At 58.4% G+C, this 11,155-nt stretch carries 8 protein-coding genes and 6 pseudogenes; 9 read left to right on the top strand and 5 right to left on the bottom strand.

Annotation, left to right across the window (positions count from 1 at the left end; all coding sequences use genetic code 11):
- The 3 genes and pseudogenes from BG61_RS43770 to BG61_RS40970 form a co-directional block, all read left to right on the top strand.
- Window positions 1–251, top strand: a pseudogene (locus tag BG61_RS43770) (MFS transporter); the annotation flags it as partial.
- Between the two features lie 245 nt (window positions 252–496).
- A complete protein-coding gene (locus tag BG61_RS44470; RefSeq protein ID WP_233469265.1) occupies window positions 497–703 on the top strand; it encodes an alcohol dehydrogenase catalytic domain-containing protein in 207 nt (68 codons plus the stop codon).
- Window positions 666–821: pseudogene (locus BG61_RS40970) on the top strand (IS5/IS1182 family transposase); the annotation flags it as partial. The gene BG61_RS44470 and the pseudogene BG61_RS40970, both read left to right, overlap by 38 nt.
- 144 nt (window positions 822–965) lie before the next feature.
- Here the strand turns inward: BG61_RS40970 and BG61_RS45170 are convergent.
- Complete coding sequence (locus BG61_RS45170; RefSeq protein ID WP_075584311.1) at window positions 966–1,397, bottom strand: AtzH-like domain-containing protein; 432 nt, start codon at window positions 1,395–1,397, stop codon at window positions 966–968.
- Window positions 1,398–1,474: 77 nt separating this feature from the next.
- Complete coding sequence (locus BG61_RS36675) at window positions 1,475–2,188, bottom strand: alpha/beta fold hydrolase (RefSeq protein WP_051673047.1); 714 nt, start codon at window positions 2,186–2,188, stop codon at window positions 1,475–1,477.
- Window positions 2,189–3,060: 872 nt separating this feature from the next.
- Between BG61_RS36675 and BG61_RS40960 the strand changes: the two are divergent.
- The 4 genes and pseudogenes from BG61_RS40960 to BG61_RS45165 form a co-directional block, all read left to right on the top strand.
- A pseudogene (locus tag BG61_RS40960) lies at window positions 3,061–3,562 on the top strand (cysteine hydrolase family protein); the annotation flags it as partial.
- A 70-nt stretch (window positions 3,563–3,632) separates the two neighbouring features.
- On the top strand, window positions 3,633–3,761 hold the full coding sequence (locus BG61_RS44780) for a hypothetical protein (protein WP_277620891.1): 129 nt from the start codon (window positions 3,633–3,635) through the stop codon (window positions 3,759–3,761).
- Window positions 3,762–3,848: 87 nt separating this feature from the next.
- Window positions 3,849–4,496: an HD domain-containing protein gene (locus tag BG61_RS36665; protein WP_206540631.1), complete on the top strand. Its 648-nt coding sequence runs from the start codon at window positions 3,849–3,851 to the stop codon at window positions 4,494–4,496.
- Between the two features lie 550 nt (window positions 4,497–5,046).
- Window positions 5,047–5,391: an ATP-binding protein gene (locus tag BG61_RS45165; RefSeq protein ID WP_075584310.1), complete on the top strand. Its 345-nt coding sequence runs from the start codon at window positions 5,047–5,049 to the stop codon at window positions 5,389–5,391.
- Here BG61_RS45165 and BG61_RS45160 read toward each other — a convergent pair.
- Window positions 5,306–5,488, bottom strand: a pseudogene (locus BG61_RS45160) (ISL3 family transposase); the annotation flags it as partial. The gene BG61_RS45165 and the pseudogene BG61_RS45160 sit on opposite strands and share 86 nt — an antisense overlap.
- Before the next feature lie 444 nt (window positions 5,489–5,932).
- Here BG61_RS45160 and BG61_RS36655 point away from each other — a divergent pair.
- Window positions 5,933–6,898, top strand: a complete 966-nt coding sequence (locus tag BG61_RS36655) for a homocysteine S-methyltransferase family protein (protein ID WP_035943008.1) — start codon at window positions 5,933–5,935, stop codon at window positions 6,896–6,898.
- A 1,287-nt stretch (window positions 6,899–8,185) separates the two neighbouring features.
- A complete protein-coding gene (trpC, locus tag BG61_RS36645; protein WP_035943017.1) occupies window positions 8,186–8,977 on the top strand; it encodes an indole-3-glycerol phosphate synthase TrpC in 792 nt (263 codons plus the stop codon).
- Between the two features lie 133 nt (window positions 8,978–9,110).
- On the opposite strand, the pseudogene BG61_RS45240 reads toward trpC, so the two are convergent.
- Window positions 9,111–9,791 (bottom strand): annotated as a pseudogene (locus tag BG61_RS45240) (IS110 family RNA-guided transposase); the annotation flags it as partial.
- Between the two features lie 1,132 nt (window positions 9,792–10,923).
- Window positions 10,924–11,155: pseudogene (locus BG61_RS36635) on the bottom strand (AraC family transcriptional regulator); the annotation flags it as partial.

Below are 11,155 nucleotides of genomic sequence, written 5' to 3'. Positions count from 1 at the left end.
AGGCGTTGCGGCATCGCTGCATACCTCCGTCAGCGTCGCTGGCCAGATGGTGACGCTCTACGCGCTCTCATATGCGTTCATGGCGCCGATGTTGGCGACCGTGGCCGGGGCGTGGCCGCGCAAGCTCGTCTCGTATTGGCACTCGGCGTTTTCGTCGCCGGTAATGCGATCAGTTCGCTGGGCACCGACGTGAGTGCGGTGCCTCTTAGTCGCGGCTGGCCGGGTTCGGCGCGGCCTTGTTCTCCCCCACCCCTGAAGAAAGCGGCGCTGTCGAGCGGCCGCTGGGACGCTAGTTCGCTCCAGCGGGAAACAAGCGTAAAGTGATCGTAGTTTCGTCGCACTTTTCGGTCCGCCGAATGCGGCGATCGAGGAGAGATTAAAGTGACAGCATTGATGCAAGCAGTTCAAATTGATACCCGTATGGCGGACCGGACGTGCTTCAGTTTCGCCGGCTCCGATTCCAACGCCCATTGAAGGAGAGGTTGTCGTCAAAGTGATGGCCGCAGGCGTAGGCCCGTGGGATGCGTGGATCCGCGCGGGAAAGAGCGTTCTTCCGCAACCATTGCCTCTGACGCCCGGCTCCGACATTGCAGGGGTCGTCGTTGAGGTTGGTCCCGGCGTCCAGAAATTCGCGGTAGGTGACGAGATTTTTGGCGTGACCAACCCTTTATCGGCAGCGCAATTCGGTCGAACGATTCTTTAACGGTATCAAGCATTTCCGTCGCGTCCCCACTCGATACGACAAACTCGCCCACAGCTACCTCAACTTTGTCTCAATCGCAGGCACCTTCGAGCCGCTTGTGAATGTGAACGGGGCCTAGCTTGCGGCGCTGATCCTGGAAATGTTCTCCGTGATCAAAATAAAGGGCGCCCTCTCGCGGTCGACGGTCAGTCGCTCGTGTATCGCCGGACGATTTTTGTGTGAAGCACCGATTGATTTCCCGCAGCCCGGCGTATCGCGGCAGCTAAGGAGCCAAACGATCGGAAATGACGCTGTCATGTGACGCGACGATTCTCCAGCCACAATGCAACCCCGCTTCGGGCTGCGAATCGGGACCGATACGCGCCCAAACTACAGTCCGTCGCCCGCGAAGATCGGAGTTTTCGCAAGCAAATTCCGTGTTCACTGTTGCGCAGTCGTATCCAAACGTCGTAAGTATCGTTGTTCCTTCCATGATTCGGGTACTAATGCGATGACTACCGGAGTTAAACTTCCGGATTTCCTCGCTCCCGTGCTGCGTGTCATCCAAACCGTAACGAACCGTTCGGGGATCTTGCCAAACCAAAGCGTTAATCAGAATGCTGTCGTCATTCGCTAGAGCCCGCTCGTACGAGGCGAAGGCAGCGGCAACTTCAGCAACAACATCGGGCAAGTTGACGTTTATCGATGAGGTCATGTTGTCGATAGGGATCGGGTATGGATGAATTGTTCTTTTTCTGTCGTGGCCTATAGACAGTGATGAGATACGCTTGCTTATGCGAGATCCGCCAGTATTTCGATGGTCTTCAATGGCTCGCTGAGCATACAGAGATGGCCTGTGTCAATGACCGCTGTTCGAACACGCGGATCACCTTTGAAGTTTTCATAGAAGCCAGTGAAGAGCGACTGATACCCGGAGCAATACACATAGGCGACAGAAATGTTAGGTGGCAGCGGTCGCGCCTGCACAGGCTCATACAAAGTTCGCCATGGCTGAGGGGTAAGGCGGGGCGTCACAAATTCGACAAGTGATGGATCTGTTACGCCAAGCATTTCCAGTGGGAAGGGCGGTACCGACTTGCGCTCGTTCATGAACACGTCGACCATAGTGGCGCGCAACTCCGCCGGCGCGTAGTCAACTAGGGCCTTTCCGTCCTCCGGTACGTAGGCGTCTAGGTAGATCAGAGATTTGATCTTGTCGGGAATTCGAGCGGTCACGCCAGTAATGACCATACCGCCATAACTCCAGCCAACCAAGGTGACGGACTGCAGGCCTTCCATTTCGATATGAGCAATCACGTCGTCAACGTGAGTACTGAGATCTGTATTGTCGGTGCCATTGTGGCGTCGCTCGCCGAGTCCGGTCAACGTGAGCGCAGTGACCGCGTGCCCGAGCTTGCGCAGGCCTGGAATCACGTCGCGCCAAACCCATCCGCCATACCACGACCCCGCGATTAGTACATAAGTATGCTTGCGGCTTGAGTCCATAAAAAAATTCGCTCCTTATTAATCAGCTTGATCGTCAGAAATCTTCATAGCCAAGGTCTGCCACATCCAATCGACGGCCGGCCCTAACAGTGCGGATTCAGAGTATGGATTAGACGTCACCTGTCCGCGCGCCCGGTTGCAGCGCAAGGTGTAAGCAATGGCAGAAGGATAAGGTCGGTTGAACAGGATTCATATGTCATATATGCGGTGCTTTTAGGACAGTCCGAGGAGCGCCCGAATGGATGGCTGCTTATCATTGGCTGTCAAGCAGGCGGTCTCCCCCCGGGTCCGCGTTCCCCTGCTGACTCGTATCGCCTTTTGGGCCGGAATTCGCGAATTCTGTGGGTGCGATACTCGAGGGCAATTGTGCTGTTCCCGCTTCTGATAAGGGGGAGTGCCTGCATGCTTTAGGTCGACTTGGCGGCTGGTGAATCCCAAACGGCGCGTAACTTTCAGTAAGGTGATCCGGCCGAACGACGCCGCCGAGTCATGGTTTGAGCCTCCAGGCGCACACCATCTTGTTACCCGTAACGCAGGCACGACCCGCCCAGCTAAGCCTTCGGTGTTCCGCTCAGTTGATCGTTGTCGTACGTGGTTCAAACCTGTCGAATGCCGGCGGTCGGTCACGTGAATTTTGGCGTGTCGAACCATCGCTTTACGGATGGTTACCCGCTGCATGCGAGAGCCGGGGTCGACACGATTGCCGCGAAGCTCTCCAGCAAGCGCCCTCATCGGCGCCCGCGTGCAAGAACGCGAATGTGCCATTGAAATCTGTCGGACCGGCGCTTTCTGGTCCTCCGTTTCCTATCTGATCGGAGGGCTCGGGTCGATGAAAATTGGCAAGCCGTCATCCACCTTATTGGAGGTTCGCATTGTCCTTTGATCGAACTGAGACAGCCGTAGTATTCATCGACCCGCAAGTCGGTGTCTTAAGTAAGAACGGTAAGAACTGGGGCGCGGTTGGAGCAAGTGTGACAGAGAATAAGACGGTAGAAAACATGCTGCGAATCTTCAAGGCCGCAAAGTCCGAAAAGTTTACGGTATTTATATCGCCACATTACTTTTCCCGACGGATCGCGTATGGAAATTCAATGGACCGTTGGAGGCCGATGAATTCGCTACTTGTACGTTCGCGCGTAGTGGTCAGTTGAGTCTGGAAGGTTTCGAAGGCTCCGGCGCTCACTGGCTCGACGAGTTCAAGCCTTACATCAATGATGGCGAGACGGTTGTTGTGAGTCCGCACAAGGTCTTCGGACCGCAGACCAACGATCTCGTCATTCAACTGCGCAAGCGAGGAGTGAGAAGGGTGGTACTGGGAGGCATGCTTGCCATATGTGCGTGGAATCACATCTGCGTGATCTGCTCGAACAGGGATTAGGGCGGCCCAGCCATTAAGGGAAGGGAGCTGATCACTGCGGCATATGGGGGTGTGGCTGAGCCTATAATGCAGATGCAGGCCCGTGCCTTGTGGAAGGAGGATGGAAGTCGACAAGCTCGGGACGCCGACTATGAACCCGACGTCGCGTTCGGCCGCAAGCATCAGGCGGACGTCCCGATCGCCATCCGCGTCTGAGATTTGGCGGCGCTCGGCGGGCGGCAACGGGCGTTTCCCCAACCGCAGGGAACGGTGCGGCCAATGTTCGATGGAGGTTCGGCCATGGTGGCTAAGGAAATTTCCGGCGTAAAAATTCCCGACAGCAAATTGGCGCGAGAAGTAACGCAGTTAATTCGCGACACCGAGAGCGATTTTCTGTTCGAGCATTCCACGCGCGTCTATTTCTGGGGCGCGTTGGCCGCGAGGCGGAAGGGCGTGACCTTTGATCCGGAACTGCTTTACACCGCGGCCATGTTCCATGACGTCGGATTGACCTCAGCCTTCCGGCAGAGCCAACTGCGCTTCGAGGTGGATGGTGCAAACGCCGCGCGCGATTTCCTGCGAAACCAAGGCATTGAGGAAGGCAATATCGAAAAGGTCTGGCTCGCGATCGCGCTGCACACCACGCAGGGAATTTCCGCGCATCTGCGTTCCGTCGCCGCGCTTACCGCGGAGGGAGTGATGATGGATCTGGTGGGCTTAGGCTACGATGAGTTTACTGACGCGCAGCGGAAGGCAATGGCTGCAGCGTATCCCCATCCGCCGCACTTTGCCGAAGACGTGCTCCAGTCACTCTACGATGGCCTCAAGCACCGGCCACAAACAACCCAGGGGACCGGCCTTGCCGATGTCATCGCCGACAAGGAGCCCAACTTCCAGCGCCGGAACTTCTGCAGCCTAATGCGGAGGTCACCTTGGGCGGCTGGGAATTGACGGGTCCGCATTCGCCTGAAGAATTACCCTGCACTGCCCCGCTGCTTTCAGCGGGGAGCCACCGCCGAGGCATGCGGTAGCACAAGTAGATAGCCGGGATACTCGACATGCGCAGCCCGCTTCAGGCGATCCAGATGATCGCCCACCATCTCGCGAGACTTAACGTGGGCCAGGACGTGTCTCCGTCCCCGCGGCCCGGTTGATCCGAAGCGGCGCGCGGATGCAGGCGCAGCTTGACGACATGCTGGACTTCAGCCGCACCCCATGCTTGGAATCGGTATTCAGGTGACTCCCGCTCCCGTCGATGGTGCAGGCCTGGTCGACGACGAACGGGACCAGCTACGGTTGCGCATGGAACACCAACGGTGGAACTTGATGTGATCGGAGACACCGGGGCCCACTGCGACAGCCGGCGCATCCAGCAGATGCTGGACAACCTGGTCGCAAATGCGATCAAGTATGGCGAGCCAGCGGCCGCCGCGCAGGTAGCGGTCGCGGAGGCGACCGGGAGATATCGATCGAGGTAAGGAATTGGGGACCAGCGATACCGATGTCTGCCCTTTATCGCATATTCGAACCTCTTGAGCGCGGTCCGGGGGCGCAAAGTCGGGCCGGCTCATCAGACAGCCTTGGCCTGGGACTTTACATTGCGCGCGAGATTGCCCGTGCTCACGACGGTGAGATACAGGCATGGTCCGACAACACCGAGACCGTGTTTACAGCACGGGCTCCCTCGCTCATCCTGTCCGCCGGTCTGAAGGCAAACCTCGCGAACGTTGGCGTCTTTCCACCAGCACACCGTCTGGAAGGCCATCCGCCAAGCGTACTCGCGGTACCCGGACTTCCAGATGGCGCTCGTGCTGGAAGAAATTCAGGTGGCGCATCAGCCCCTTGATTTGCGTGTCAAGCACAAGGTGCTCGCCCGCGACCCCGGTGTAGGCGAAGCGGCTGCCAGGGATAAAGTCCACGGCAATGGTGAGCTGTCGTTTGGCCGTAGTAGGCCAAACCCCAGCTTGTCGATTCAAGTCACATCAAGGGGTTCGCAGCGCCGGGCCGCGCCCGCGCCTGACCCGCTAAACCACCCCCTCGGAACTCAAAAAGAGGCAGATTTGCGGGCCAGTACAAAGGAATGACCCGCTGCGAAGCGTCGCCTCGTCCTGAATCACCCGCATAAATGTCATATGAGCGGGGCATGACAAAGGCTATGCTTTCCCTGTTATCGACAAACCGGGTGTTGCCGGGGTGTTCACTTTGATTCCCAGTTCGCAGTGACGATCGGATCAAGGGCTACTGGAAATATGCAGTCCTGATGTTGGACATAAATGTTAAGCGCTTTGTAATATTTCTAGGTGCTTCCCAATGTCGAGGATGAGGCGGGAAGTTTCACGGAGCGGGTTTCAGACGCTCCCCAGTACTTAACTGAAGCGAGAATTTCGATGAGCAAATACCGTAACCGATTACCATTGTTGGAGGATCATCCTTTCATGACTGACGGCGGACTCGAAACGTCGCTGATTTTTCATCAAGGAGTTGAGCTGCCGTATTTCGCGTCGTACGATCTTCTTAAGACGGAAGCGGGCACCGCACTGATTGAAAGCCACTACGAGCGCTTTACCAATCTTGCACGCAAACATGGAGTGGGAATTGTGCTCGCGACACCGACCTGGCGTGCGAGCCGGGATTGGGGCAGGAAGCTCGGCTACTCAGCCAGCGCGCTCGTCGATGCAAACCGCCGCGCGGCCAATCAGTTGGCCCAATTCCGATCCAAGTGGGAAACGCCGGCGACACCAATCGTCATCGTCGGTACGATCGGACCGCGCGGGGACGGATATCAGGCCGGCGCGCGAATGAACGTCGGCGAGGCGCAGGACTACCACCAAGAGCAGATCGATTCCCTCACTGCCACGCAAGTCGATATGGTGGGGGGATTTACGTTGAACTATATCGACGAAGCGATCGGGATGGTGCAAGCCGCGAAAGTCGCCGGTGTGCCAATCTCGATCTCCTTCACCCTTGAAACCGACGGTCGGCTGCAGTCCGCTAATACCCTCCAGGAAGCCGTCGAACGCACTGACGCGGAAACGGCGGGTTATGCCTCATTCTTCATGATCAATTGCGCGCACCCGTCACATTTCGAAACGACGCTGCAAAGCGGTGGCGACTGGCTTCAACGCATTCGCGGCGTGCGTGCCAACGCGTCACGCCTCAGCCATGCCGAGCTGGATGAGGCGGAGGAACTTGACGATGGTAACCCGGCGGAATTCGGCGAGGAAACCGCTGCGCTGCGCGCGTTCCTGAGCCGCATGAACATCGTTGGTGGATGTTGTGGTACGGATCATCGGCACGCCGATCAGATATGGAAGGCCATCAAACGGGGAAACGGACAGGCAGTGCAGCAATAACGGGGGCTATCTGCGTTCTCTGGTTTGTTATGCAGTACGATTTCGACCCAGTTGCTGAGCGCATGCCCAAGATTGCAAAAGTTCTATCGTTGCTTTCCCCCAAGTCGTTGGATGCAGTATCGCTTCAGGAGAATTAGACGTTGCTCTGGGAACAATATCGGCTTCCTTGCCTGGAAACGTACACAGTTGGTCAGCCAACGTCTGCTGGGGTTGACCATGTACCGTCCTGTGCATGATACGCCAGAGCTTATTGTTATAAAGCACGCAATCGCGTCCGGTCGGGACCTTGAATCCGTCTTACGGGAATTGACTTCAATATCTGCCCACTTGGGTAGTCGCTTCCGATGCACCGCACTGCTTCTAGAGCTTTGGTCGCGGCGGCACTCAAATCGCGATTGACGGCAACGAACGGCATGCCAGGTCTATAGCCGCTCGCCAGATCGCCGCACCACCCATCGAAGTTCATCTGTGAGGCCCCCTTTTTCGATGGGCGGTTTCAAACGGAAGTGCAACGGGGAGTCTAGGGTAATTGCTAGAGAGGGGCGGCCTCAATGTGAACTGCAACACCTGTCTCGTATATCGTGTGGCAATGAACGGAAGAATCGAGTACCGGCAACTTCAACCCGAAGAGCGCCTGACCATTGCAAGCGTGCATCTGCAGGGTTCGCTGCACGCTAGCAGATCTCGCATACGTTGTAGGGCGTGGCCGAGCCACTCGTGACGCTCGAGGGGGCTGTGCCTGAGTTGCAGCGGTCTAAAGGCCGCGCGCAGCCGGCTGGAGATCCAAGGCGGGTCCGATGGCGAGGTTTTCATCGCATCGAGAATGCATCCCGCTGAATCTCGTCCTTGTATTGCAGCGTGCCGTCTTGATCGCCGCGGCAGGCGTGTTTGTTGCCGCCGCCCCAGTTGGCCCTCAGATGCTCACATAGGCTCCCGATGACCACTGGTAACAGGGCAAAGCCGCATATACATGCGCCGTCCTGCGCGGGATGTCCTAAATCCAACGTATATACGGCGTTTGAGACGACCTTGACAGTGGCTATCCTTCTTCGCATGTCGTAAGTGCCTTCTTCGGACGCAAGTGCAGGTGATCACACTGATTCGCTCCCTACTGAGTCGCCGCCGACGTTCGAATGATTCGTGAACACCATTCCCCGCTCACGCAACGAATTATCGAGGAATATATGCAGGCGATACGCGCTTTTCCTATGGTTTTGGGCGCCGCTTAAAAGCCTGTCCATTCAACACTCTCTGCATCCGATGCCTATGAAGACCGGCGAGTTCAATATGTCCGACATTCTAAAAAAGATTATTGCCGTCAAGCGCGAGGAAATCGTCGCAAACCGAGCGTCGAAGCCCGAAGACGCGCTGCAGCGCGAAGGCGCAGCACAGCCTGTGCGCGACTTCGTCGGCGCGCTACGCGCGAAGCATGCGAGCGGCCTGCCGGCCGTGATAGCGGAAGCGAAGAAGGCGAGCCCTTCGAAAGGTCTGATTCGCGATCCGTTCGAACCGGCACAGATTTCCGCGTCGTATCAAAGGCACGGCGCGGCGTGCATGTCGGTGCTGACCGACCGGAATTTCTTTCAGGGCTCCGCGGCCGCCCTGACCGCCGCGCGCAATGCGTGTGCCCTGCCGGTGTTGCGCAAGGACTTTACGGTCGACACGTATCAAATTCACGAAGCGCGCGCGATGGGCGCCGATTGCATCCTGCTTATTGCAGCCGCGCTCGAGCCGGCGCAGATGCGCGACTTCGAGTCGCTAGCGCATTCGCTGCAGATGGCGGTGCTCGTCGAAGTGCATTCGCGCGAAGAGCTCGACGTCGCGCTGACGCTAAAGACGCCTCTCGTCGGCATTAATAACCGCGATCTGCGAACATTTGAAGTCGCCCTCGAGACGACGCTCGGCATGCTCCGCGACATTCCGGACGACCGCATCGTCGTCACCGAGTCGGGCATACTGACGGCGACCGACGTCGAGCGGATGCGCAGCGCTGGCGTCGACACGTTTCTCGTCGGCGAAGCGTTCATGCGTGCGGCGGACCCCGGTGCCGAACTCGCGCGGCTCTTCTTCGATGCGTGAGCGCCGCGGCGTGCCGCAACAGCGATTGCCTGGGACGATGCACCGCGAAATGCAGGGCCCCCGCACTAGCTGATTGGGGCCGTGGTGCGTGAAACCGCATTGATCGCCTACCCTGAATCAACGCATTCAGCCTAAGCAGCGCCCACACTATCCGTGCATTCTTGTTGTCGAGCACGACGGCTGCGACGTTGGGTTTGTCGCGGCAGCAAGCGGTGCAACGAGGCGGTCCTGCGTTGGTTGCCTTCAGCGGCATGTATCACGGAACGCGCGCCGTGGGTCAGCAGCGTTCGCAAATAGGATCGTCCCTCTCGCTGACGCCGAGCAGGACGTTTTCGCCACAGCTTGGGTCCTGTCGAGGCACTAGGCCAAGCCATGCGGCGAGTAGGCGCCCGTTTGCGAAGCCCTTCGCATCGCCGATGGATGCGACGAGTGCGTTCGCCGCATGCGGTCCGATACCGGGCCCGCTCGCGAGCCTGCAATTGATCTCACTGCGGTGCAACGACTGAATTTGCGCTTCGCGCTCTCGGACCTGACGGTCCAGTTCCGCCAAATGATTCATGAGGCGTTGAACGAGCAGCCGGAAGAAACCCGTCAACTCGTCGCAGGCAACTTCGGTCAGCGCCGGCATGCGACGCACGAGCTGCGCCATCCCATTGGAACGACGCCCCCGAACTTGCCGAGCAGCCCGCGAATCTGATTAGCCTGGGTTGTGCGGTCCCGGACAAAGGTCCGGCGCGCGCGAAGCAGCGACCATACCGGCTGCTGGTCAATTCTTGACCGGCACGAAGCGCATGTTAGGTCGTGTGACAGCTTCGGAGCTCTACGGCGTAAGTTAGTCCCAATTCGCTGGTATCCCGATGCCAAAGCATGACACGTTCTGGCCCGGACCATTCCGAAATCATCCTTGTTACTTCGAATGCGCTTAGATCGGCGCTTATCCGGCGCCACCGCACCAGGGCAAGCGCGGATCTCTCGCGCGCCTACCATCTCGTGCCGCCTCGGGACCTCGCCCAGGTCGAACCTGATTACGTTTTTTTTGAACTGCTCGGCCGGTGCGGCCATTTGCTCGAGGCGCAGCCCTATTCACAGTGGGTCAAACCCCTGAGCGACGACCCCGAGCTCACACACAGCCCGCTGATGCCCCTCGTGCCGATGCTTGCCGAACCCGTCTACCGTCGACTCACACGCTGGGAAGTCTACGAAAGGATGCCCGTCTATGATACGAGCAACACGGCGCACGCGTTGAGTGCGCGCGGGCGGCGTCGTCTATCCGCGGTTCGATCAGGTGCTTTTGCGTCGTTACCTGGACCACTGGACAAGCATCGGCTTTCTCGGAGCAGAGTCGTCCGGGACCGGCCACGCCGGGCCGCCGGGAGCACCTGGTCGAGGAGACGTCCTACTAGATTGAAGTGCCGGGTCCGCGGGCGAACACACCGCGTTCCCTGGAAGCGGCGAATTCGCGCGGCCCTATAATGCCGCGACAGAAGCGAAGTGCGCGAAGGGCAAAAGCCTCAACTTCATAAGCCTCCTAGATTTAAACGCCCGCGTTGTTCGCCTGTGGTGGCTCCAGTGTGATTCGCATCACCGCAGAATGTCAGTCTGCGGGCGGCCTCATGAAACCGGCGGCTCCCATGGGCGACTCGGTCCAGGATGCCGGTTGGTAGCGCTCGCTGCTGGACTCCCCTCTAGCGACTGAACAAATTACCGTCGTTAAGTCGGCGCTCGCGGTGATCGATGCCCAGCAAAGATTGGCAAGGGCGATCTGATCTGGGGCCCGTTGGAACACTGACGCGTCATTCAGATATTGCATAACAGCGTGATGCCCGTGCCTTCGTTTACGGTCGCACGCGCGTGTTGCGTCAGCATCGCTACCGGAGCGTGCATTGCTGCCTCTATGAGCCCGTCGACGACGTCGTCCTGGTCAAAGGGCAAAGCGGTCGCTACATTTCGATCGCCTTCCCGGGCGACTGACCGGTTTCCGCATTAAAGGCTCGACTGAACTGGCGCGGGCTGAGACTCGCGACTTGGGCGAGTTCTTCGACAGAAAACGCGTTGCGCAAATTGGCGTTGGCGTAGTCGATGGCCTTCTGAATGCGGTCGGATTTCGGCTCGAGCTCGAGCAGAGCGGACAACTGTGACTGGCCACCCGCGCGCCGATGGTAGACGACGAGCTTGCGC

The organism is Caballeronia glathei (assembly GCF_000698595.1).
In the GTDB taxonomy this organism is placed as follows: domain Bacteria; phylum Pseudomonadota; class Gammaproteobacteria; order Burkholderiales; family Burkholderiaceae; genus Caballeronia; species Caballeronia glathei.
Note: the sequence above shows the minus strand (reverse complement) of the source record. Positions and strands in the feature narration are given on the sequence as shown.